This window comes from Rhizobium sp. GW821-FHT14E12, assembly GCF_058803745.1.
On sequence record NZ_JBXAPH010000002.1, the window covers coordinates 17,164 to 38,900 of the forward strand.

The following is a 21,737-nucleotide window of genomic DNA, read 5'->3' on the forward strand; positions in this document are numbered from 1 at the left end:
TCAGGGTCGTTTTACGCGATTCGCGAGGCCAGGAAGTCGATAAAGGCGCGGATGCGGGCGGCGAGATGGTCGTGGCCGGCATAGACGGCGTGGATCATCTCGATATCCTCGGGATTGAAGTCTTCCAGCACCGGCACCAGACGCCCGGCGTCGAGATCCGGCTGGACATGGAATTGGCCGACACGGGCAAGCCCCACGCCCGCGAGGCAGAGGCTGCGCACCGTCGGCCCGTTATTGGCCTGGAGATTGCCGAATACAGGCTTCACGAATACGGAGCCGGTGCGCGGATCGCGAAATGACCAGCCCTCGGCGGTCGGCCGAAAGTTGAAGGTCAGGCAATTGTGATGATCGAGATCATCCGGCGTCGCCGGCCGGCCTTTGCTGGCGATATAGGCCGGGGACGCCACGATGACGCGGCGGCTTTCGAGCAGCTTGCGGGCTTTCAGCGAGCTGTCGCGCAGCGATCCGACGCGAATGGCGACATCGGCGCGCTCGCCGACAATATCGATGACGCTGTCGCTCAGCGATATCTCCAGCTCGACCTCCGGGTAGAGCGTCAGGAATTCGGGAATGAGCGGCACGACATAGCATACGCCGAAGGCAACCGAGGCGCTGACGCGCAGCCGGCCGTGGGGCACTGCCGCTCCGCCCGCGGCGACCAGGCGCTCGGCCTCTTGAATATCCGCCAGGATCGCCTGCGCCCGCTCGAGATAGACCTCGCCTTCCGGCGTCAATTGCAGAGAGCGGGTGGTGCGTACCAGAAGGCGCGTGCCGAGACGGTCTTCGAGACGGGTGACGAGCTTGCTGACGGCGGAGGGCGACAGGCGCAACTTCCGGCCGGCGGCCGAGAAGCTGCGAAGCTCAGCCACCTGGACGAAGACATCCATTTCTCCGGCGCGATTATCCACCCTTTGCCTCGCAACTTTGAATTCAATTCACAAGTGTTGAGTTTATATAGGTGATTATCGAAAGAATGTCTTGAGCCCATATTCTGTCCGAACAAGAACCAGTGCAGCCGGATGATTCCGGATGCCTTTTCGATCGGGTCATCTCATGCCACTCGCTCTCTTTGCCCTGACGATCGCGGCCTATGCGATCGGCACCACCGAATTCGTCATCGTCGGCCTGCTGCCGACCGTCGCGAATGATCTTCACATCACCCTGCCGCTTGCCGGCCTCATCGTCAGCGTCTACGCGCTCGGCGTCACCTTCGGCGCGCCGATCCTGACGGCGCTCACCGGCCGCATCGAGCGCAAGCCGCTCTTGCTCGGGCTGATGGCGCTTTTCATTGTCGGCAACGGTATGGCGGCGTTGAGCCCCGGCTATGAGTTCCTGCTCGTCGCCCGGGTGCTTTCGGCTTTCGCCCATGGTGTCTTCTTCTCCGTCGGCTCGACCATTGCGGCCGATCTCGTGCCGGAAAATCGCCGTGCGTCTGCGATCGCCATGATGTTCATGGGCCTGACGGTCGCGATCGTCACCGGTGTGCCGCTCGGCACGCTCATCGGCCAGACCTTCGGCTGGCGCGCAACTTTTGCCGCCGTCGCGGTCCTGGGCGTCATCGCCTTTGCCGGCATCGCCCTGTTGCTGCCGTCGAACCTGAAGAAGGCGCCGGCGGCCGGTATCGGCGAACAGCTTCGCGTGCTTGGAAGCGCGCGGTTGCTGATCGTCTTCGCCATGACGGCACTTGGCTACGGCGGCACCTTCGTCGCCTTCACCTTCCTCGCCTCGATCCTGCAGGACGTGACCGGCTTTGCCGCCTCCGCCGTCAGCCTGATCCTGGTGCTCTACGGTATCGCCATCGCCATCGGTAATGTCGTCGGTGGACGGCTTGCCAATGGCAATCCGGTCAAGGCGCTGACATGGCTCTTCCTCGCCCAGGCGATCGTGCTCGTGCTCTTCAGCTTCACGGCCGTTTCGCCCTGGCTCGCGATTCCGACGCTGGCCGCCCTCGGCTTCCTGTCCTTCGCCAATGTGCCGGGCCTGCAGCTCTATGTCGTCCAGCTTGCCCGCGAGGTACGCCCGGCAGCCGTCGATGTCGCCTCGGCACTCAACATCGCCGCGTTCAACCTCGGCATTGCCGCCGGTGCCTGGATCGGCGGGCTGGTGGTAGAATCCTCGCTTGGCCTCGGTGCCACGCCCTGGGTCGGCGCGATCCTGGTCGTCGCTGCCCTTGTCCTCACCCTCTGGAGTGGCGCGCTCGACCGCCGCTCGGCCCCTGTGGCGCAAACCGTTTCTCGCGCCGCCTGATCATTCTGCAATCGAAAGGAAATCCCATGAACCTCGTCAATGCCAATGGCGCATCGATCCCCGCTCTCGGCTTTGGCACCTTCCGCGTGCCAGGTCCCGATACTGAACGCATGGTGTCGTATGTGCTGAACAACGGTTATCGGCATATCGACACCGCCCAGATTTACGGTAATGAGGCCGAGGTTGGGGACGGCATCCTGCGCTCCGGCATTGCTCGCGCCGATCTCTTCCTGACCACAAAGGTCTGGGTCGAAAACTATAAGCATGCGGCCTTCGTCGCTTCGGTCGATGAAAGCCTGAAGAAGCTCAAGACCGATTATGTCGATCTGCTCCTCCTCCATTGGCCGAACGACGCCGTGCCGCTTGCCGAGCAGATCGGCGCCTTGAACGAGGTTGCAAAGGCTGGAAAGGTCCGCCACATCGGCGTCTCGAACTTCAACCGGGCGCTGATGACGGAGGCGGCAAAGCTCAGCGAACTGCCGCTCGTCACCAATCAGGTCGAGTATCACCCCTATCTCGACCAGTCACCGGTGATCGACACCGCCAAGAGCCTCGGCATGTCCGCCACTGCCTATTACGCCATGGCGGATGGCAAGGTGCTGAGCAATCCGGTGCTGAGGGCGATCGCCGGCCGGCATGGCAAGTCCATTGCGCAGATCGTCCTGCGCTGGATCGTGCAACAAGGGTTGATCGTACTGTCGAAGACCGTTTCCGAGGCTCGCGCCCAGGAAAATGCAGCAATCTTCGATTTCGAGCTGACCGCGGAGGAGATGGCAGCGATCCATGCGCTTGCCGAGCCCAAGGGGCGGATCGTCAGCCCCGATGGCCTCGCGCCGATCTGGGACGCGGCTGCTTAATTACAAAATCTGGAGAGGGGCCGCTACATGCGGCCCCTTTTTGATTACGCCTTGAAATCCAGTTCGACCTTGGAAACGGTAACCGATGCCGGCAATAGCGGCTTGTGGACACGCTGGCCGAAATGCCGCTTGAAACCGAAGACGTTGTTGATCAGGCTCTTGGTGTAGAGGCCGGGGCCGCTCGAATAGATGCGCCAGCCGCCATCGACGGCGATATCGCCGGCCTTGACGCAATCCCAATCGGACGACGCATGATAGCGATCATCGAAAGCGGCATCGCTGCTGCTGAAATAGGTGTTGCGCTGGCGCAGCGACGCATGGTCTAGCCTACCGCTGACCGAGATCGGATTGGCGAGCGCCAGCGCGCTCCAGACACCTTCGGCATCGCTATCCAAGGCCAGTGCCTCGCAGTACCGCAGATGGGCATGCACATACATCAGCCCGATCTCGCGCCCGAAGAAGGACGAGGATTCGGCGCGGCGGAACAGTGTCTCCGGCCCGCCGGCGTAGGTTGCCGGCTTTTCCATCAATCTGACGCCATCCGGGAAGAGCAGGTTCGCGCTGATCAGCTTCCTATGGTCTTGCCGCTGCTCCGGCGTGAACAGGCCGCCCAGCATCGGTTGCGTCATCGCGATCAGCGAAAAATGTAGGCCGGTGCGGGTGTCGGCTGGGTGCAGCAGCAGCTCGACGCCGTCATGGCTCGGATCAAAGACGCCGTAGCCGGCGACGATGCCGTCGCGCATCAGCAGGCGATTGAAATCGCTGCGCATGGCGGCGGCGGTGTCCTTCAGCGACTGTGCCTCTTCGTCCCGGCTTGCTAGCGTCAGGATCGTGGCATAGCGCATCAGCTGTTCGTAGAGCAGCGAAACGGTCCAGCTACTGACCATCCAGTCGCGCAGATGCGGATCGGCGGGCTGCAGGCTGTCGTTCCAGTCGCCTTCGCCATAGCGGATCAGGCTGGTGCCGGGGACGAAGCGGCTGCGGACGGTCTCGAGCAGCTTTTCGACATGGTCGGAAATCGTCGCCGTTTCTTCCGTCCGCTGCATGGTGTCATCGGCTCGCCAGGGAACGGTGTCAGTGAGGAAGGTGATATCACCGGTTGCCTCGATATAGTCGCAGAGCGCCTTCAGCGGCCAGACGACGATATCGCCATGGCTCTCGCCGGCACGGATATTGGCATAGGGCTCCAGCATGAACCATTGCGGCCAGTCGCCCCGGTCGCGATATTGCTCGGAAAAGACGGTGCTCAGGACTTGCTTCACCTCGGCATCGTGCTCATAGGCAAGCAGGAATTCCACCGGCCCCTGGCAAACGTCGCGGGTTCCCCAGGCCGCCCCGGTATATTGTTCGAGGCCGTGCGGCACGCTGAGATGGATGATGGCGTCATGCGCCAGCCAGGGCAGCATGACCGCCTGCTCGGTGATATCCGGTCCGCTGCCCTCGATGCGCAAGCCGCGCGTCACATGGCTCCAGAAGTGCTGCGCCGGCGCGAGCATGTCCTCAGCGCTGACGCCCGCCTTGTAACGTGCGGCAAGGGCTTCGCCTGCCGCCGTTTCGGTCATCGATCCGGTGACGGCGAAGCTGAAGCATTGGGTCGGGCGCGACTTCAGCGCGATGAAGGGACCGTTGCGGGAGATGCCGTCGCCATAGAGAAGCTCGTCGCCACCGATCGCCTCGAAAACATCCGGCGTCGAGGTGACGAGATGATAGGCGGCTTGCGGGTAGCGATCCCAAAGCCAGGAGGATTGTGGGCGGAAGGATATCTGCTTGGCCGCATCGTTGATCTCGATATCTGCGACGGCTTCATAGTCGCGCTCGCCGAGCACGATATGGCCGAACACCAGGAAGCGGCAGGCCTTGCCCTCGACCGTGACGTTCCATTGCATGGCGGGGTCGTCACCGGAGGCGGCTGCCGTCACGGTGATGGTGCGGCCGGCGAGCTTGTAGATCCACCTGATATCGCTGAGACCCATGTCGAAAGCGGCGGGCACGCCGAGCAGGCGCCAGCCTTCGTCGAGATCGACGAGGATGCGCAACCCGCTTGCCCGTGTCAGATTGTACGGGTCGCGGGAGATCGAGAACAGCTTGTGAAAGGAGGTATTGCCGATGGTGAGTTGCGCCGCGAAGATGCCCTGCATCCAGCAGGTTGCACCCAAAGTCTGATCGTCGAGCAACATGTTCTGGCCGCTGCGGACGATGGCGCCGTGACGACGTGCCACGAGGCGTTCCTTCTCGCGCAGCACGATATGACGGTTCAGCGATCCCTCCGGCACGAAGAAGGAATAGATCTTGTCGTCGATACGCTCTTCCAGAATTCGCTTGGGATAAAGCCGGTCGATGGTCGCGTCATCCAGTTGCTCGGTCACGAACAGCGGTGCGTCCTGCACCAGGCTGCGAACCGGTGTCTCCGAGGCAATATCCGTCGTCGTCAACTGGCCGAGCGCCTGCGGCAAGGCATCGAGACGCGCGAGGTCGCTGTCGCTGGAGGCCAAGGGGTGATCGGCAGCGAACAGGCCGAAAAAGGTCGTGGTCGCGACGGCCTTTGGCGCGAGCGTCAGCGGCTTCGATTGGATCGTCGGGCAGGCGACCTCATGCTGCCGGCGCGTGCTCGCCAGGTTTTCGCCGAAACCCGGCACCATGGGTGCATCGCCGCTTGGAGCCGGCACCATCAGCTGGATCGCATCCGTGGCATAGGCGGCCGCGCCATCAAGGCAGCCCTGCGCCAGCCACGGATTGCGCCCGCCGCCCTGCTTGAGATTCTGCCGGTTCATCACAACAGGCCCGAAGGCGGGGTGAGCGGCAATGTGATGGTCGATATATTGCGAGGCATAGGCCTCGCTATTCATCAGGAAGCCACGGTCACCGATGCCGACATCCTGAATCAGCACGAGATCGGCCGGAACCGTCTTGCTCGTCGTATTCTCAAGCGAAACCCGCCAGAACCAAGCGGTGTCGCCGGGATGGAGCTGTAGCCGCACTGTATGCCGGATACCTGCGGTCTCGCCGCTCCAGCAGAAACTCGTTTCGTCATGGCCGAAGCGCACCGCGGCTTTCGGGCCGACGATTTCGGTAACTTCAGGCTTTGAGCCGCCAATGCGCAGATAGAGCCGCCCGATGCCGCCATAGACAGGCGATCCCAGCACCTGGTTGATCATGACGCCGCCCTGCTGGTCGGCAAAATCGATGGCAAACAGCGTGCCGTTCGGCAGAGCCGATGCAGACAGGCCAGCGCCATTGGTAAGCGTGGAAAGACCGAGTTCTTCGCGCCGAGGCGTCTGAAAGCTGCGATTGGATTCCGAAGGCATAGTCGGTGTCTCGCTGATTCATGGGTCGGGTCGGCGCACTAGATCACAAGGCGCCGCCCGATCATAGGCGGCAATTTGCCGTCTCAACGATGGTGAAGCGTGCTCGCGACCTGATTGGCCGTTCGCACGACAGAGGAAAGATCGGCATCATCCCACGCCTCTTTCGACAGGCCCTTGATGCGGAATGTCCTGCTCTCGCCCGGCATCAGGTTGACCAGCATATCATCGATTTCGGCATTCGGGCTGATCCGGTCGGCAAACAGGCAGAGGTCGCGCAGGAAGGTTTGCGCCGTGACCGTGACGGCGACGCCATCGGTGGTTTGCGTGGTCTCGATCTCGAAGCGCGGCTGCGGATATTGCAGCTTCATATCCTTTTCGAAGAACCACCAGGCCTCTGAATCGCCAAGCCGGGCACGCAGGAATTCGCGCTGCGGATCGCCGGGCGTTGCCACGTCCCTGGGGATCGATATCTCGGCATTTTCGAAGCGGTCGCAGAGGATGCGCCAGACGGAATGGTGGGCGAGAAGCTTGCCGTTAAAATCGAAGCGCTCGACGGTGAACGGCACGCGCCAGAACAGGGTGGCATCGTTGACGGCGATGGCGGCAAGGCCGTCGCCGCGCGGCTGGATGGTGAGGAGATGCGGGGCATAGCTGTTGCGCAGCGCGTACCAGAGCGGCTTCTTCCGCCCGCCGCCATCGATCGCCGCCCAGGAGGTTACTGGCCAGCAATCGTTGAGCTGCCAGACAATCGCGCCCATGCAGGTGGGGCGATGCGAGCGCATGTGATCGACACCGAAGCTGATGGCGCGCGCCTGGTTGAGCTGCGTGACGAAGAGCCAGTCATCGAAATTTTCCGGCGCGGGGAACCAGCCCTCCAATCCCTTCAGCAGCTTGTCGTTGCCGGTGGTCGCCTTCTGGTGATGGAGAACGCCGGGCGAGGCGGGCGCCCGATCTTTCTCTCGCACGGATGAGGCAAGCGTCCCGTAGGTCGGCGGCGCCTGCCAGCCGAATTCGGAGCAGAAGCGCGGGATGTAGTTGCGGTAGGTCTCATAGCCGACCTCGTTCCAGACATCCCAAATGTGCTTGCAGCCATGTTCGTCGGCATTCGGCGCGATATCCATCGAGCCGGAATAGGGGCTGCCCGGCCAATAGGGCCGCGTCGGGTCGATCTCGGCGACGAGTTTGGGCAGGAGGTCGAGATAGTAGCCGGCACCCCAGGGGCGATTGGCGAGCACATCCTGCCAGCCCCAATCGAAATAGCCCCAGATATTTTCGTTGTTGCCGTTCCAGAGCACGAGCGATGCATAGGGCATCAGTCGGGTAATCGCTTCGCGCGCCTCCGCCGCGATTTCGCTATAGACCGGCTCTTCCTCTGGATAGGCGGCGCAGGCGAAGAGGAAATCCTGCCAGACCATGATGCCCGCGGCATCGCATTCCTCGTAGAAGGTATCGGTCTCGTAGATACCGCCGCCCCAGACGCGCAGGATGTTCATATTGGCGTCGCGCGCCTGGGCGATCCGTTCGCGATAGCGCTCTCGCGTCACGCGTGGCAGGAAGCAATCGTCCGGGATCCAGTTGGCGCCACGGGCAAAGACCGGGACGTCATTGACGACGAGGGTAAAGGCGGAGCCGATCTCATCCGGCGTCGTGTCGAGCCGCACGGAGCGGAAGCCGACGCGCCGCTGCCAGCGATCCAGCACCGCGCCATCGGACCCCAGAAGCTGTAGGTCGAGATCGTAGAGCGGCTGGTCGCCGAGCCCATGCGGCCACCAGACTTGCGGATTATCGACCCGGCATTCCACCAGCGTGTGGGTTTCGCCCTGCGCAATGCGTACCTCTGATCGCTTGCCGCCGACCGACATCACGAGTGCGGCGCTATCCATGCCCTCGGCGGCCCATTCGATCTCGACACGCACGCGGGCGACGCCGTCGCTGCCCTGCAGGGTAATTTCCGGGCGAATGGTGCCGAGACGCGCCTTCGACCAGCTCTCGATGGCGATCGGTTTCCATATGCCGGCGGTAACGACGGTCGGACCCCAGTCCCAGCCGAAATTGCAGGCCACCTTGCGGATGAGGTGGCTCGGGCCGGGATAGTTGGCCGGGATGTCGGCGGCCGTGCCAAGTGCTGCGCGCACGGCCTCGCCATGGGCATAGGCGGACTCGAAATCGACGATCAGCTCGTTGCGGCCATCCTTAAGATGCTCGCGAATGTCGAAACGGTAGCTGCGGTGCATGTTGCGCGTTTCGCCGAGCAGGGTGCCGTTCAGCTCCAGGCGCGCGGCCGTATCGAGGCCAAGGCAGGAAAGGTCGACCCGATCCGCGTCGTCGCTATCCCAGTCGAAGGCGAGCCGGTAGCGCCAGGCCGAGCGGCCGATCCAGTCCTGGGAGATCTCGTTGACATCGAGATAGGGGTCGGTGATCAGCCGGGCGGACAGGAGATCGACATGCACATTGCCGGGCACGGTGGCCGGGATCGTTGCGGGCAGGGAGGGGGCGGTGGAGGGTGCGCGAAGGCGGGAGAGGGTCCAGCCGGTATCGAGTGCCAGTGTCTTCATGCTTGTCGGTCCGTCATAGGATGGATTGTGTCAGATCTGCCGCGGCTCTTTGGATGGCTGGATGAACTGCAATCCGGCGTGAAGATGACGGTTCATGTGATAGGCGTAGGCAATGCGGTCGCGCTGCTTTAGCGCGGCGATGATGTCGCGATGGTCGTCATAGGCACTGTCGACAGCGGCGCGGGAGCGTTTTCCCGCCTCCATCAGCCGCTGCAACAATGGCTGCAGAATGCCATAGACTTGTGACACCGTCTGATTGCCGGCAAGGCCCACCAGCGCGGCGTGGAATTTGAAGTCGAATTCGGCGGCGTCCGAAAGGTCTGGCGCCAGCGTCATGGCATCGTTGATCGCCTCCAGCCGGGCAATGCCGGCATCGTCGATATGTTCGAACAGCAGATCGGAGAGATTGACCTCGATCAGCCGGCGAAAACCCTGGATATCGAGAAAGTTCTCAGTGGAAATATCGAGCGCGAAGGAGAAGAGCTCCATCAGTGCCTGCTGACGCCGGTCCGTTATGACGGCCCCGACCTTCTGCCTGCTTTCGACGATGCCGTATGCCTTCAGCATGCGGATCGCTTCGCGTACGGTGTTGCGGCTGGTGTTGAACATTGCCGCCAGCTCGATTTCCGAGGGCAGGGCATCGCCGAGGCCGAGATTGCGCTCGCGCATCAGCCGCCGGATCGCGTCGACCACCTGGTCTACCGCAGACCCCTTGTCCTCGACCTCTGCGGTTTTCGTCGCCATGCATCCTCCGTCTCCAGAAAGATATTGTTGGTCAATAAGAGATGTCAAGCGTGATAGCGGGGCTATTGGAATGGACAATCGCGTATCTGGCATTATGTTGACCAACAAATTAGGAGATATCACATGGAGAGTTGCTGGCGTTGGTTCGGGCCTAGGGATCTCGTTCCACTCATTTACGCCCGTCAGGGTGGAGCGACGGGCGTCGTGACCGCACTTCACGAAATCTCCTATTCCCGTATCTGGACGCTGGAGGAGATCGAGGCGCGCAAGGCCCTGGTTGAGGCCGCCGGCATGCGCTGGAGCGTCTGTGAATCGATCCCGATCCCGAGCGCCATCAAACTCGGCGGTGCTGGTGCTGCGAAGGCGATCGGCGTCTGGAAGGATACGCTGGTCAATCTCGCCCGGTCCGGTATCAGCACGGTCTGCTACAATTTCATGCCGGTGGTCGACTGGACGCGCACGGACCTGCGTTTCAAGATGCCGACGACGGCGCTGGCACTTCGGTTCGACATGGTGGAGTTCGTCGCATACGACGTCTTCATTCTGCGCCGGAAAGGTGCTGAAGCGAACTACGCGCCGGCGCTTGTGCAGCGTGCCGAGACGCGCCTGAAGGGGCTTTCCGAGGAAGCGGTTCAGCGGCTCGAAAGCAATATCATCGCCGGACTTCCCGGCGGCGAGGACAGCTATGGCCGGGAGGCCATTCGCGATGAGATTGCCGCCTTCGACGGAGTGACGGCCAACGATCTTCGGGCGAACCTTGACAGTTTCCTGCGCGAGGTCGTGCCGGTCGCGGCGGAGGTTGGCGCAAGGCTTGCCATCCATCCCGACGACCCGCCGATTTCACTGTTCGGCCTGCCGCGCGTGGTTTCGACGGCTGAGGATCTGCGCCGCATCTTCGCCAGTGTCGATCACCCAGCCAACGGCCTGACGCTCTGCGTCGGCTCACTCGGTTCGCGCACCGACAACGATGTGCTCGCCATTGCCCGGGAATTCGCGCCGCGCATCAATTTTGCCCATTTGCGCGATGTGGCGATCGAGCCGGATGGCTCGTTTGTCGAGGCATCCCATCTGGAGGGCCGCAGCGACATGTACGCCATCCTGCGCACGCTTCTGGCGGAAGAGGCCAGGCGTCGGGCCGAGGGTCGGCCGGATCATCTGATCCCCATGCGCCCCGACCATGGTCACCTGATCGGGGATGATGTCGATAAGCCGACCAATCCCGGCTATTCCCTGATCGGACGTCTGAAGGGATTGGCGGAGCTGCATGGTGTCATCCATGCCATCGGCAAGACGGATGAGTTCTCGCGACATTGGCGGCGATTTTAGAAATCGGGCGAAGCTTATACGGCCAATGTGCCTTCAGCGGAAAATTCGAAGTTGCCGAGACCGGTGAATAGAAAGTCCTTGGTCAATCGGGTGCCAACGAAACTGCAATTTTCGAACCGCAACCGGATCGTGACGGCTTCCGAAAAATCGACATCGACAAAGCGGCAGGAAGAGAAAATCGTCCGGGACAGGTCGGCCCTGAAGAGCCGCATCGCGTGCATCGTGCACCCTTTGAATTCGCAATCCAGAATCTCGGACTTCGAGGCCAATACCGACTCGAACGTACAGTTCTCAATCCTGTTGCCGATCCAGGTGCAGCCATGCAGTGTTTCTGTTGGGGAAAAATGCGCGCCCCGCAAAACCGACATGGCGATGGTCTTGCCGCTCAGATCGAGGCCATGCCACGCAATGTCCGAGAGATCGGCATTGCTCAGGTCGATACCGTCCGCCCGTGCCTGAGCGGCGAGATTGGCTTCGAGATCCTGTTGGGAGATTTTCTTCATGATCACCGGAAAATGACGTTGATATCAGGATTTAGCAAGGTTCGGCATATTTGAGCCCGCTGATCGGCAGCCAAAATCAATATCGCCCCGGTCATTCAAGGCGATATTCTGTTTTATCGGCAACTCGCTGAAAACAAAGCGCATGGTTGCGTATTTGTTGAGCTTTTGCTTAAAGTTTAAGCTGGTTTAGCATTTTGATTTTGTTTAACTTTTTTCATTATGACTATCGTGTTCCGTATCATTTCAACGCAAATTGGCTAGGTCGACCCGCACATGAATTCCGTTTGGCCCGACACTCCGAACGATGACTTTCGGTCGCTATTTGAGACGCATCCCTCGCCGATGTGGGTCTATGATCCCGAGACGCTGAAATTCCTGATCGTCAACGACGCCGCGCGCGATCTCTATGGCTATCGCCATGAGGACTATGTCGGCATGACCGTTCTCGACATCCGCCCGCAGAAAGAGCGCGAGCGCATGCTTGATGCCATTCGGCGCCGAACGGATGTGGAGAGAGCGGAGCGCTGGACGCATCTGAAAGCCGACGGCGAGACATTCGAGGTGCTGACCTACGGCCGGGAGATCCATTTCGACGGCAAGGCGGCGATTTTGGCGATCGTCCAGGATCGCACGGAGGTCAACGCCGCACGGCGCCAGGTCACCGATACGCGCTCGCTGCTCGATAGTATCGTCGATAATCTGCCCGTCGGCGTTTTCGTCAAGGACATGGCGGAGGACGGTCGCTATATCCTGTTCAACGAGGCCTGCGCGGCCGCCATCGGGCGTCCGGCAAAAGATGTTGTCGGCAAGAACGACCCGGCGGTTTTCCACGAGGAGCAGATCGCGGCATTCCGTCAGCAGGATGAACGCGCTTTCGAAACGGCTTCGACCATCAATTTCGAAGAAACAATCCGGGGCATGGATGGCGTCTCTCGCATCCTGAGGACAGCGAAGCGGGCACTGCCTGCACCGAAGGGCGAAGCACCGCGCTACCTTCTGGGCATTTCCCAGGATGTCACGGAGGAACGCGGCGTCGAGGCAAAACTTGCGCATCTCGCCATGCACGATTCTCTGACCGGTCTTCCGAACCGCGCCTTCTTCTCCGAGAGCATCATCCGGCAGGTGGCCACCGCTACTCCGGAAACGCCGATTGCTCTGCTTTACATCGACATCGATCATTTCAAGCACATCAACGACAGCAAGGGGCATGCCGCCGGCGACACGCTTCTGCGCCAGGTCGCGCAGCGGCTTCTGCGGCTTGCCGAGAAAAGCGATCTTGTCGCCCGTCTTGGCGGCGACGAATTCGCGCTGGTGCTGAGGATGACCGATGCCGGCCGGGCACAGCGCTTTGCCGATCTGCTGCTGTTGTCGCTTGCGGCTCCCTTCGATCTCGACGGCGTTCGCGAACATGTCACCTGCAGCATCGGCATTGCGATGGCGCCGGACCATGCGGACGATGCCGATGTCCTGATGCGTGACGCGGATCTGGCGCTTTATGCGGCCAAGGGCAGCGGCCGGTCGACCTATCGTTTTTACCAGACCGAGATGCGGCTTGAGGCGGAGCGGCGTCATCAACTCACCGTCGAGCTTCGCGAGGCGTTGCAGAACGGCGAATTCGAGCTCTATTACCAGCCGATCATCCGGCTGGACAATGACGGCCTGTCCGGCTTCGAGGCGCTGATCCGCTGGCGGCATCCGGAGCGTGGGCTGATCGCGCCGATGGAGTTCATCCCCGTCGCCGAGGAGACCGGCATGATCGTGCCGATCGGCGAATGGGTGCTGCGGGAGGCGTGCCGCACCGCCTCGCAATGGCCGAGCCATCTGAAGATCGCCGTCAATCTGTCCGTCTATCAATTCCGGCATGCAAGCCTGCTCGCCACCGTCGTCTCGGTGCTGGACGAGACAGGGCTGCGCCCCGAACGGCTGGAAATCGAAATCACCGAATCCGTCCTGCTCTCCGAGGTTGAGCAGAGCCTGCATTTGCTGCGCGCCCTGAAGGAACTCGGCATCCGCATCGCCATCGACGATTTCGGCACCGGCTATTCATCATTGAGCTATCTGCGCTCCTTCGCCTTCGACAAGATCAAGCTCGACCGCAGCTTCGTCGCCGGCATCGAGACCGATCCCGGCAATCTCGCCATCGTGCGCGCCGTCGTCGGCATCGCCTCCGGCTTCAATGCCATGACATTGGCCGAGGGCATCGAGACGGAAGAGCAGTTGGGGAAATTGCGGGCCGAGGGCTACAGCGAAGTTCAAGGCTTCCTGCTCGGCCGGCCGATGCCGCGACAGGATGCCGAAGCACTGATCTTCGGCGAAAAGCATCCGATGAAACGGCTTTCATCGCTTTGACGTGACGGGAACGAAGACGTTCCAGTGTTTTTCCCAACTGCCGTTGACCGTCCTGCCGCAGCTTACCGTGACATTCGGTGCGGACAGGCCATAGGCTTTGGGAACCCACTTGACTGTCAGCGGAACGGCGCATCTCGGCACCTGAATCTTCAGATTTGGGTCAAGCGCCATCCAATGGGTGCCGCGAGACAGATTTTCCGTGGCGATGAATTGTCTCGCCTCTTCCCGGATCTCGAACAGACCGTGCTTTACGCCGTTCGTCCTGTCATCCTCTATGCCGCGATAGACGGTTTCGGATGCCGAACAATTCTGGGCTGTCGTAACCAGCAGGCATAGGGAGAGCAACACTGTTCGCCGTCGATCCATATGCTTCTCGCCTTTCATTCGGATGCAAAGTGTTTTGCCACGAAATCATCAAATGAAAAATATTTGACCTCGCCTGTCGGGAAACGTGATCAGCCATCGTCCTTGGGGCAGCCCGTCGACGGGCGCAATGTCCAAACCTGTTCCGAGGAGACGATCATGACCGATACAGAACAATCATCCCAGCCCAATATCCCGGCCAAGGGCGGCCTGGTGACCTATGTGATGGTGGATGGCGCCGTAAAGGCGGCCGATTTCTATGAGCGCGCCTTCGGCGCAGAGCGTGCCTTCATGTATCCGGCCGATGAGCAGGGCCGGACGATGCATATCCATCTCTATGTCAATGGCAGCTCGCTGATGCTCGGCGATTTCTATCCCGAACATGGCTTTGGAGTGGAAAAGCCGCAGGCTTTCTCGCTGCAACTGCTTGTCGACGATCTCGACCCCTGGTGGGCGCGCGCCGTCGAGGCCGGAGCAGAGGTGATCATGGCCCCGCAGGTGATGTTCTGGGGCGATCGCTGGGGTCAGCTTCGCGATCCCTTCGGCGTTATCTGGGCGATCAACGCACCTGTGAAGCCATAAGTCCTCCTTCCCTTCAGTCGGAGAGCAGCGTCCGCGTGAGCGGATGGGTTGGATCGGCAAGGCCATCCAATATGGTGAAATGGTTCCGGTCCGGTTCGACGACGGTTGCTGTCGCCGCGCCGAGGCCGGTCCAGATATTGGCGAGCAGGGCGTTCTGGCGGACGAATTCGGAGCGCTCTGCACCGCCGACCCAGCAGGTGAGGAGGAGGTTGTCCATCGGCTCCAGCAGCGCCGGGCTCTCGGCCATGGCTTCCGCGGCATCGATGCCTAGCTGCTGGTTCATGGTCCGCTTCATGACCGGGCGCAGATCGTGCAGGCCTGATATCGACAGCACATGGCGGATGCGGGTCTGGACCGATGCGGCAAGCGGAGAGGTGGCGGTAACCATGCGGGTGGCGAGCTGGCCGCCGGCCGAATGCCCGGTGAGTATCAACGGACCATCGATCATCTCGGCCGCGGCACCGATCGCCGCGGCGATCTCCTTTGCGATGGCGGTGATGCGTATTTCCGGGCAAAGCGTGTAGGAGGGCATGGCGACGGCGTAGCCGCCAGCGACTGCGCCTGCTGCGAGGTGCGACGAATAGCTCTTGTTGAGTGCCAACCAGTAGCCGCCATGGACGAAGACGACCAATCCCTTCGGCCTCGCCGAGGGTAAAAAGAGGTCGAAGCGATTGCGCGGGCGTGGTCCGTAAGCAAGGTCGAGCTTGGCTCGTCCGGCGGCAGCCAGACTGTCGCGGAAGGCCTGTGCCGGTTCCACCCAGGCCGCCGGCCAGCGGTCTCCATCAACGACATAGGCGCCGTTGGTATAGGCAACGTCCCAATCGGTGACCCTGAAATAGCTCATTGCCCGATCTCCCGGTTCTTGCCAGTAACTGTCGAATATCAGGTCACGACGGAGCGCACGGCAAAGCGTGCGTCCTGCCATGATCCGCTGCTCAGAATATCTTCCAGCACACCGGCTGCCTGCCAGACATCGCGGTAGCTGACGTAAAGCGGCGTGAAGCCGAAGCGCAGGGTCGAAGGCGCTCGGAAATCGCCGATGACGCCGCGCTCGATCAGCGCCTGCATCACTTCATAGCCGTTGTCATGGGTGAAGGAGACCTGGCTGCCACGCTTCTCGCCGTCGCGCGTGGTGTCCAGCACGACGCCATATTGGCCGCATTTTTCTTCCACCAGCCGGATGAAGAGGTCGCTGAGCGCGATGCTCTTCCGGCGCAGCATATCCAGATCGACCTCGTCCCAGATGCCAAGCGCACCCTTCAGCGCTCGCAGCGACAGGACCGGAGGCGTGCCGCAAAGGAAGCGCTTGATGCCGTCGCCCTCGGCAAAGCCCTGCTCAAAGGCGAAAGGCCGGGCATGGCTCCACCAGCCGCTGAGCGGCTGGACGATTGAGCCATGATGGCGGCGGGCGGCATAGATGAAGGCTGGCGCGCCGGGGCCTCCGTTCAGATATTTATAGGTGCAGCCGACCGCGAAATCGGCGTTGGCGCCATCGAGATCGACCGGCAATGCGCCGGCGCTGTGGCAGAGATCCCAGATGACCAGCGCGCCGGCCTCGTGAATCCTGCGCGTCAGCGCCGCCATGTCGCGCAGCGCGCCGGTCTTGTAGTTGACGTGGTTGACGAGGACGACGGCGGTTTGGTCGTCGATCAGGCTCTCGATATCGTCGGCATCCCGGCCCTCGAGACGAAGCGTAGTGCCCGGCCGCGTGGAAGTGACACCTTCGGCCATGTAGAGATCGGTCGGAAAACTGTCGCCCTCGGCGACGATGACGCTGCGGCCGGGGCGCATGGTGAGCGCTGCGTGCAAGGCCTTATAGATATTGATCGACGTGGAGTCGGCGACGACAGTCTGGCCGGATGCCGCGCCGATCAGCCGACCGATACGGTCGCCGAGTTCGAGCGGCAGCTGGAACCAGCCGGCGCTGTTCCAGCTCCGGATCAGGCCGTTGCCCCATTCTTCCATCATCGCCTGCTTGAGTTCGGTGAAGACATCATGCGAGGCGGCGCCGAGAGAGTTGCCGTCGAGATAGATGACGCCGTGGGGCAGGGCAAAGCGGCTGCGGAAAATCCGCAGCGGATCGGCCTCGTCCATAGCCTCGATGGCGGCGAGATCGGGAAGGCTGTCCATGGTATCGGCCTCTTTATTCGCGAATGGTTTCCCGGGAGGGCGCACCGCCACGGCTGCGGCGAATGCTCGGCAGCGCCAGCATGATGAGCACGAACAAGCCGGTGGCGAGCTTCAGGTTCGACGGCGGCAAGCCGGCGGCAAGGCAGAGCGACACCAGCTGGTAGTAGATGATCGAGCCGACGAAGGGCGCGAGCAGCTGTCGCAACACGGACTGTTTGCCGGTGAAGGCCTCGCCGATCATCAGCGCTGCCAGGCCGTTGATGAGGATGCCGATGCCCATGTTGACGTCTGCAAAGCCTTGCGACTGCACCATCAGCGCGCCGCTGGCGGCGGAGAAGGCGCTGGCGACACCGACGCCGCCAATGGTCGCGGCCCAGACATTGATGCCCTGCGCCTCGGCCATATCAGGATTGGCGCCGACGGCGCGCATCGCCGTGCCCTTCTCGGTCTTGAAATAGAGGTTGAGAGCAATGAGGACGATGAGGGCGATCAGGCCGGCAATGACGATCTTGCTTGCTGGAAAGCCCGGTTGCGTCAGTGGCACCCAGTCGAACACGGTCGGCGCGCCGAAGACCGAGAGGTTCGACTTGCCCATGATGCCGAGGTTGATGCTGTAGAGCATGGTCGACATCAGGATGCCGGCCAGCAGCGTATGGATCCGGAAACGCAAGTGGATGAAGGCCGTGCAGCAGCCGGCCGCAAGTCCGACGGCGAAGGCGGCGACGATCGCAAGCGGCGGCGTCACGCCGGCGGCGAGCAAGATGCCGCAGATGCAGCCGCCAAGCGGAAAGGCGCCCTCGCTGGTCAGATCCGGAAAGCTCAGCATGCGGAAGGGGATCATGATGCCGAGCACGACGAAGCTCAGAATGAAGCTCTGCGCTAGCGTCACCGGGATCAGCGAGATGAAGCTCGAAACGGTTGTCTGAATGAAATCCATGATATCAGCTCACCAGCAGCATGCGGTCGGTCTTGACGGCGAAATGACCGATCAGCTCGGGCACGGTGATCCGACGTTTTCCCTCGCCGGTGATTTCGAGATGAACGCGGCCGGCATCGAGCATGATGATGCTGTCGCCGAAATCGACGGCGTGCTGCATGTTGTGCGTCACCATCAGGGTCGTCAGCTTCAGCGCCTCGACGGTACGCACCGTCGCCTGCATGACGATATCGGCAGTGCGCGGATCGAGCGCCGCGGTATGTTCGTCAAGTAGCAGGACGTCCGGCGAGCCGCCGACGGCCATGATCAGCGACAGCGATTGCCGCTGGCCGCCGGACAGCAGCTCCACTTTCGTATCCAGCCGGTTTTCCAAGCCGAGGGCGAGAACCGACAGCCGTTCCCTGTAGGTGGCAAGCCTAGATGCATTGAGCCCAGGGCGCAGGCCGCGCTTCTTACCGCGCAATTCGGCGAGCAGCATGTTTTCGGCGACGGTCATGCTGGCGGCGGTGCCCTTCATCGGGTCCTGGAAGACGCGGGCGAGGCGCGCCGCGCGCTTGTGCACCGGCGTGCCGGTGACATCGGCGCCATTGATGATGATCTGGCCGGAATCGAGGGTGAGCGCGCCGGAAATGGCATTGAGCATGCTGCTCTTGCCGGCGCCGTTCGAGCCGATAACCACGCCGAATTCGCCTGATTTGAGCGACAGGGTAAGGCCGTCGAGTGCGACCTTCTCGTCCGGCAGCCCCTTGTAGAAAACCTTGCGCGCGGATTTGATGTCCAGCATCCGTGCCTCCTTGAAAAAATGGCGGCGTTGGCCACGCCGCCATATCTGCTGAATTGTCTGTCGAAGATGCCGCTTGTCAGTTGACGAAGCAATTGCAATCGGCAAGTCCAGCCGGCACCTCGGCGCCGAAGGCCTTCAGAACCGTCTTGTTGATCAGCGGTGCATGGTCCGCATAGGCCGGGCGCACCGGGGCGATCGTCTTCGGATCCGCGCCCTTCAGGATCTGCGCTGCGATCTTGCCGGCATTTTCGCCGACCTGCTCGTAATTGACCGCGAAGCTTGCCGGTACGATACCGCTGCGAACGGCGGCGTCATCCGAATTGACGACCGGGATCTGTGCCTGGCGAGCAGCTGCGGAAACGGCGGTGATCGCCGGCTGCAGCAGGTTGGAGGCGGGCGTGTAGATCACGTCGGCCTTGCCGGCCAGCGATGCGATGCGCTGCTGGATGTCGTTGACGCTGTCGACGCCGACGGGAACGACTTCGAAGCCTGCAGCCGGAGCTGCTTCCTTGACCTTTTCAAGCAGGGCGACATCGTTGGCCTCGCCCGGATTGTAGGGCAGGCCGAAGCGCTTGGCGTTGGGCAGCAGCTTCTTGGTGAAGGTCATGATGGCGGCGATATCCTGCAGGTCGGATGCGCCGGTGATGCCCTCGTCGCCCGCATCCCAAGAAGGCGTGAGCTTGGCGGCGACCGGATCGGTCACGGCCGAGAAGACGATCGGGATACCCGAGCCGGCTAGCGCCTTCTTGGCGATCTGCGAAACCGGCGTGGTAACGGTGTACATCAGCTTCGGATGGTCGGACTGTAGCTTGGCGATCATCTGCGGCACCAGCGAAGCGTCGAAGCTGGTGTTGCTTTCGGTGTAGACGACGTCTTTGCCCTCGACGAAGCCATTATCGGCCAGTGCCTTCTTGAAGCCGGCGATCGATGCATTGAGCTGCGGATGTTCGCCGAAATTGGCGATGGCAACCTTGATCGGCTCGGCCGCCGCGGTCGCGACACTCGCCATGAAGGTGCCCGCGAGAACGAGCCCGGACAGCCATTTGGACGTGGATTTGCGCATGATTTCCCTCCCGGATGTTGTAGGCAGCCGTGTTTGATCGGCCTTGTTGCGGCGGATCATAGCGCCTGCCGTGTCTCTGTCAATTTCTGATATATGATATGCACCATCAGAACCTTTGATATATATTTTTGCGTCAAAGCCGTTTTATATATAATTTCAGAGCGACGACGACCGGGACGAACGTCATGCAGGACAAGGACTCGTTGACCAAGACGGAAGCGGCCTATTGGCTGCTGCGGCGGGATATTCTCAACACCAAGCTGAGGCCCGGCGCGTCGTTGAAACTCAGCACCTTGCGGGATGTGTATGGTGTCGGCTGGACGCCCCTGCGCGAGGCGCTGTCGCGGCTGGAGGCCGAGAAGCTTGTGACAGCCGTCAGCAATCGCGGCTTTGCCGTCGCCCCAGTGTCGCGCGCCGAGCTGGAAGATCTGATGCGGGCGCGCATGGTCGTCGAACTGCCGTTGCTGCTGGAATCAATCGAGAAGGGCGGTCCGGATTGGGAATCCGCCGTCGTCACCGCTCATTACCGTCTGTCACGCTGCAAGATCGTCCCCGATGCCGCTTCCGAGGAAATGGCCGACGAATGGGACGACAAGCACACGGCCTTTCATGCCGCGCTGATCAGCGCGGCATCGTCGAACTGGCTTCAACGCTTCCAAAGCACGATTTCCGACCAGCTCCGCCGCCATCACCGCTTCCTCGGTTTGGCACCGACGCAGCGCGCCGCGGCCGGCCTGACGATCGGCTACGAGACGGCGGTGGTGGCCTTGCGCGATGCGATGGCGATCGAGCACCACACAGAGTTGATGGAAGCGGCGCTCGACCGCGATGTCGAGCGCGCGCGCGTGCTGATGACTGAGCATATCGGCTATACATTGCAGGTCTATATTCGGTCGGAGGATGAGACTGGGTAACGCCACGGTATCCAGCCGATGAAAATTATCATATAATATCAATGTATTATACTGTGTATCACGCTTAAGCCGCATCTGTTCATCGAAGCGCGGCTGCATAGCGACCGCAACGATCGTTCATGAATAGGAGATCGATTTCCAAGGCTGGATGCGGTGTTTATAGGCTGTTCAGCCGGCCCTCAGGATTTGTCTTTTATGAAGTCGTCAATCCATTCTGCCGTTTTGCCAAGTCCGCCGAATGGATAGAAATGCAGATGGATCCGGTCATGCCGCGATGCATCCAGTACACGGGCGAGGGTGGATACCAGCCTGTCCGGCCCTGCCGTGGATAGCAATTGTCCGAGCGATAGTCCGTATTTTGCCATCACGTTGGCGGAGGCTCCGACACCGCAGCGCGCGGCAAAACGCAACAGTGTCCTCAGGCCCGCGGGTCCGGGCACGCCAAGCCGCAGGGGCGCGGTGATGCCGCTCTCCTTTACCCGCTGGATCCATTGGATCATCGATTGCGGGTCGAAGCAAAATTGCGTTGTGATGTCATGGTCGAAACCGCGGGCTGTCAGCAGCGCGATCTTTTCCTGAAGCGCGTTCCAGAGCTCCTTCTGGCCTATCTGCGGATGGCCTTCAGGATAGCCGGCAATTCCCACCTTGTTGATCCCGTGCCGCTCGAGGAGGCCCGAGCGGATCAGATCCACTGAATCGCGATAGGGACCGGCCGGCCTGTCGGGATCGCCTGCAACGACGAACACATGTTTGACCGCCGCCTTTGCGACCAGGTCGCCCAGGAAGGCATCGAGTGCCGCCGCCGATTCAAGCCGCCGGGCGGAAATGTGCGGGACAGGTTCAAAGCCGAGACGGCGAACGGCAGTCGCCGCAGCAATGCGGCCGTTCATCGTTTCTCCAGCCAGGAAGGCGATCGATACCTGCGTTCCCGGCGCGAGTTTCCGGCTGGCGCTTTCAAGGCTGTCGATATCTTTTGCGGTAATTTCCAGAGAGTAGTCTTCCCGCAGGCCGGAGCTTGCCGAAAGGGCAGGTTTGGGTTCAGCGTCGGTCGCGTCGATGTGTCTCAACATGCAGTTGC

General features: G+C 61.6%; 18 protein-coding genes. 6 read left to right on the forward strand and 12 right to left on the reverse strand.

Annotated elements, in window-relative coordinates:
* Positions 1-11: 11 nt before the first annotated feature.
* On the reverse strand, positions 12-908 hold the full coding sequence (locus AC1RO0_RS08250) for a LysR family transcriptional regulator (protein WP_498592419.1): 897 nt from the start codon (positions 906-908) through the stop codon (positions 12-14).
* A gap of 145 nt (positions 909-1,053) precedes the next feature.
* Between AC1RO0_RS08250 and AC1RO0_RS08255 the strand changes: the two genes are divergently transcribed.
* Together AC1RO0_RS08255 and AC1RO0_RS08260 are read left to right on the forward strand one after the other, a co-directional pair.
* Complete coding sequence (locus AC1RO0_RS08255) at positions 1,054-2,247, forward strand: MFS transporter (protein WP_498592420.1); 1,194 nt, start codon at positions 1,054-1,056, stop codon at positions 2,245-2,247.
* Positions 2,248-2,273: 26 nt separating this feature from the next.
* Positions 2,274-3,104, forward strand: a complete 831-nt coding sequence (locus tag AC1RO0_RS08260; protein ID WP_498592421.1) for an aldo/keto reductase — start codon at positions 2,274-2,276, stop codon at positions 3,102-3,104.
* Between the two features lie 44 nt (positions 3,105-3,148).
* Here AC1RO0_RS08260 and AC1RO0_RS08265 read toward each other — a convergent pair whose 3' ends face one another.
* From AC1RO0_RS08265 to AC1RO0_RS08275, 3 genes are all read right to left on the reverse strand, one after another.
* On the reverse strand, positions 3,149-6,409 hold the full coding sequence (locus AC1RO0_RS08265; RefSeq protein ID WP_498592422.1) for a GH36-type glycosyl hydrolase domain-containing protein: 3,261 nt from the start codon (positions 6,407-6,409) through the stop codon (positions 3,149-3,151).
* Between the two features lie 83 nt (positions 6,410-6,492).
* Positions 6,493-8,964, reverse strand: coding sequence for a glycoside hydrolase family 2 protein (locus AC1RO0_RS08270; RefSeq protein WP_498592423.1), 2,472 nt, complete (start codon positions 8,962-8,964; stop codon positions 6,493-6,495).
* 30 nt (positions 8,965-8,994) lie between these two features.
* Positions 8,995-9,708, reverse strand: coding sequence for a FadR/GntR family transcriptional regulator (locus AC1RO0_RS08275; protein ID WP_498592424.1), 714 nt, complete (start codon positions 9,706-9,708; stop codon positions 8,995-8,997).
* A gap of 123 nt (positions 9,709-9,831) precedes the next feature.
* On the opposite strand from AC1RO0_RS08275, the gene uxuA reads away from it, so the two are divergent.
* A complete protein-coding gene (gene uxuA / locus AC1RO0_RS08280; RefSeq protein WP_498592425.1) occupies positions 9,832-11,034 on the forward strand; it encodes a mannonate dehydratase in 1,203 nt (400 codons plus the stop codon).
* A 14-nt stretch (positions 11,035-11,048) separates the two neighbouring features.
* Here uxuA and AC1RO0_RS08285 read toward each other — a convergent pair whose 3' ends face one another.
* Positions 11,049-11,537 (reverse strand): pentapeptide repeat-containing protein, encoded by a 489-nt coding sequence (locus AC1RO0_RS08285; protein WP_498592426.1) that lies wholly within the window; start codon positions 11,535-11,537, stop codon positions 11,049-11,051.
* A 273-nt stretch (positions 11,538-11,810) separates the two neighbouring features.
* Between AC1RO0_RS08285 and AC1RO0_RS08290 the strand changes: the two genes are divergently transcribed.
* Entirely contained in the window at positions 11,811-13,886 is a 2,076-nt protein-coding gene (locus AC1RO0_RS08290; RefSeq protein ID WP_498592427.1) for a putative bifunctional diguanylate cyclase/phosphodiesterase, read from the forward strand.
* Here the strand turns inward: AC1RO0_RS08290 and AC1RO0_RS08295 are convergent.
* A complete protein-coding gene (locus AC1RO0_RS08295) occupies positions 13,875-14,252 on the reverse strand; it encodes a hypothetical protein (RefSeq protein WP_498592428.1) in 378 nt (125 codons plus the stop codon). The two genes, AC1RO0_RS08290 and AC1RO0_RS08295, sit on opposite strands and share 12 nt — an antisense overlap.
* Before the next feature lie 156 nt (positions 14,253-14,408).
* Between AC1RO0_RS08295 and AC1RO0_RS08300 the strand changes: the two genes are divergently transcribed.
* Positions 14,409-14,831 carry a VOC family protein gene (locus AC1RO0_RS08300; RefSeq protein ID WP_498592429.1) on the forward strand — a complete coding sequence of 141 codons (423 nt, stop codon included), beginning with the start codon at positions 14,409-14,411 and terminating at the stop codon, positions 14,829-14,831.
* Between the two features lie 13 nt (positions 14,832-14,844).
* Here the strand turns inward: AC1RO0_RS08300 and AC1RO0_RS08305 are convergent, their stop codons facing one another.
* The 5 genes from AC1RO0_RS08305 to AC1RO0_RS08325 all read right to left on the reverse strand — a co-directional run bounded on the left by AC1RO0_RS08305 (position 14,845) and on the right by AC1RO0_RS08325 (position 19,745).
* A complete protein-coding gene (locus AC1RO0_RS08305; RefSeq protein ID WP_498592430.1) occupies positions 14,845-15,675 on the reverse strand; it encodes a hormone-sensitive lipase in 831 nt (276 codons plus the stop codon).
* Between the two features lie 38 nt (positions 15,676-15,713).
* Positions 15,714-16,961, reverse strand: a complete 1,248-nt coding sequence (gene kynU, locus AC1RO0_RS08310; protein ID WP_498592431.1) for a kynureninase — start codon at positions 16,959-16,961, stop codon at positions 15,714-15,716.
* Between the two features lie 13 nt (positions 16,962-16,974).
* Positions 16,975-17,898 (reverse strand): ABC transporter permease, encoded by a 924-nt coding sequence (locus AC1RO0_RS08315; RefSeq protein ID WP_498592432.1) that lies wholly within the window; start codon positions 17,896-17,898, stop codon positions 16,975-16,977.
* 4 nt (positions 17,899-17,902) lie between these two features.
* Positions 17,903-18,682 (reverse strand): ABC transporter ATP-binding protein, encoded by a 780-nt coding sequence (locus AC1RO0_RS08320; RefSeq protein WP_498592433.1) that lies wholly within the window; start codon positions 18,680-18,682, stop codon positions 17,903-17,905.
* Between the two features lie 76 nt (positions 18,683-18,758).
* Positions 18,759-19,745, reverse strand: a complete 987-nt coding sequence (locus tag AC1RO0_RS08325; RefSeq protein ID WP_498592434.1) for an ABC transporter substrate-binding protein — start codon at positions 19,743-19,745, stop codon at positions 18,759-18,761.
* A 185-nt stretch (positions 19,746-19,930) separates the two neighbouring features.
* Between AC1RO0_RS08325 and AC1RO0_RS08330 the strand changes: the two genes are divergently transcribed.
* Complete coding sequence (locus AC1RO0_RS08330; protein WP_498592435.1) at positions 19,931-20,659, forward strand: GntR family transcriptional regulator; 729 nt, start codon at positions 19,931-19,933, stop codon at positions 20,657-20,659.
* Positions 20,660-20,838: 179 nt separating this feature from the next.
* Here AC1RO0_RS08330 and AC1RO0_RS08335 read toward each other — a convergent pair whose 3' ends face one another.
* On the reverse strand, positions 20,839-21,729 hold the full coding sequence (locus AC1RO0_RS08335; RefSeq protein ID WP_498592436.1) for a methylenetetrahydrofolate reductase: 891 nt from the start codon (positions 21,727-21,729) through the stop codon (positions 20,839-20,841).
* Positions 21,730-21,737: the final 8 nt, after the last annotated feature.

Bases quoted from the DNA above. Each gene is read 5' to 3' on its own strand.
- AC1RO0_RS08295 (WP_498592428.1), bottom strand. From the start codon at position 14,252: ATGGATCGACGGCGAACAGTGTTGCTCTCCCTATGCCTGCTGGTTACG.
- uxuA (WP_498592425.1), top strand. From the start codon at position 9,832: ATGGAGAGTTGCTGGCGTTGGTTCGGGCCTAGGGATCTCGTTCCACTC.
- AC1RO0_RS08270 (WP_498592423.1), bottom strand. From the start codon at position 8,964: ATGAAGACACTGGCACTCGATACCGGCTGGACCCTCTCCCGCCTTCGC.
- AC1RO0_RS08265 (WP_498592422.1), bottom strand. From the start codon at position 6,409: ATGCCTTCGGAATCCAATCGCAGCTTTCAGACGCCTCGGCGCGAAGAA.
- AC1RO0_RS08330 (WP_498592435.1), top strand. From the start codon at position 19,931: ATGCAGGACAAGGACTCGTTGACCAAGACGGAAGCGGCCTATTGGCTG.
- AC1RO0_RS08320 (WP_498592433.1), bottom strand. From the start codon at position 18,682: ATGCTGGACATCAAATCCGCGCGCAAGGTTTTCTACAAGGGGCTGCCG.
- AC1RO0_RS08260 (WP_498592421.1), top strand. From the start codon at position 2,274: ATGAACCTCGTCAATGCCAATGGCGCATCGATCCCCGCTCTCGGCTTT.
- AC1RO0_RS08275 (WP_498592424.1), bottom strand. From the start codon at position 9,708: ATGGCGACGAAAACCGCAGAGGTCGAGGACAAGGGGTCTGCGGTAGAC.
- AC1RO0_RS08290 (WP_498592427.1), top strand. From the start codon at position 11,811: ATGAATTCCGTTTGGCCCGACACTCCGAACGATGACTTTCGGTCGCTA.
- kynU (WP_498592431.1), bottom strand. From the start codon at position 16,961: ATGGACAGCCTTCCCGATCTCGCCGCCATCGAGGCTATGGACGAGGCC.
- AC1RO0_RS08285 (WP_498592426.1), bottom strand. From the start codon at position 11,537: ATGAAGAAAATCTCCCAACAGGATCTCGAAGCCAATCTCGCCGCTCAG.
- AC1RO0_RS08300 (WP_498592429.1), top strand. From the start codon at position 14,409: ATGACCGATACAGAACAATCATCCCAGCCCAATATCCCGGCCAAGGGC.
- AC1RO0_RS08255 (WP_498592420.1), top strand. From the start codon at position 1,054: ATGCCACTCGCTCTCTTTGCCCTGACGATCGCGGCCTATGCGATCGGC.
- AC1RO0_RS08315 (WP_498592432.1), bottom strand. From the start codon at position 17,898: ATGGATTTCATTCAGACAACCGTTTCGAGCTTCATCTCGCTGATCCCG.
- AC1RO0_RS08325 (WP_498592434.1), bottom strand. From the start codon at position 19,745: ATGCGCAAATCCACGTCCAAATGGCTGTCCGGGCTCGTTCTCGCGGGC.
- AC1RO0_RS08305 (WP_498592430.1), bottom strand. From the start codon at position 15,675: ATGAGCTATTTCAGGGTCACCGATTGGGACGTTGCCTATACCAACGGC.
- AC1RO0_RS08335 (WP_498592436.1), bottom strand. From the start codon at position 21,729: ATGTTGAGACACATCGACGCGACCGACGCTGAACCCAAACCTGCCCTT.